The organism is Streptococcus sp. DD11 (genome assembly GCF_001578865.1).
In the GTDB taxonomy this organism is placed as follows: domain Bacteria; phylum Bacillota; class Bacilli; order Lactobacillales; family Streptococcaceae; genus Streptococcus; species Streptococcus panodentis.
The window spans coordinates 331,521-332,240 of sequence record NZ_KQ969396.1 but is presented as its reverse complement, the minus strand read 5'-3'; the positions used below and the strand labels follow the sequence as shown (position 1 = coordinate 332,240).

Here is a 720-nt window from a genome sequence, read left to right as displayed (position 1 = left end):
TCCACGAGTGCATCAGTGTCCGCAAGTACCTCAGCTTCAGTAAGTGCGTCAACTTCAGCCAGCGTATCAGCGTCCACGAGTGCATCGGTATCAGCAAGTACCTCCGCGTCCGTAAGTGCATCGACTTCGGCCAGCGTATCAGCTTCCACGAGTGCATCGGTATCCGCAAGTACCTCTGCATCCGTAAGTGCGTCAACCTCCGCGAGCGTATCAGCGTCCACGAGTGCATCGGTATCGGCTAGCACCTCCGCGTCCGTGAGTGCGTCAACTTCAGCGAGTGTATCTGCCTCCACAAGTGCTTCAGTATCAGCCAGCACGTCCGCTTCAGAAAGTGCATCGACCTCCGCGAGCGAGTCGGCCTCTACCAGTGCATCAGTGTCTGCCAGCACATCTGCATCAGAGAGCGCATCAACATCTGCGAGCGAGTCGGCGTCTACAAGTGCTTCTGTATCCGCAAGTACCTCAGCGAGTGTAAGTGCGTCAACTTCGGCAAGCGAGTCTGCTTCCACGAGTGCATCGGTATCCGCAAGTACCTCTGCATCCGTAAGTGCGTCGACTTCAGCGAGCGAGTCAGCTTCAACCAGTGCGTCGGTCTCCGCAAGTACGTCCGCGTCCGTAAGTGCATCAACTTCAGCAAGCGTATCAGCTTCAACTAGTGCATCAGTCTCCGCAAGTACGTCCGCATCCGTAAGTGCATCAACTTCAGCGAGCGTATCAGCC

At 56.2% G+C, this 720-nt stretch carries 1 protein-coding gene; it reads left to right on the top strand.

The window, feature by feature from the left end; all coding sequences use genetic code 11:
• Nucleotides 1–720, top strand: a 720-nt coding sequence (locus STRDD11_RS10945) for a hypothetical protein (protein ID WP_206512706.1), incomplete at both ends; no start/stop codon positions are given.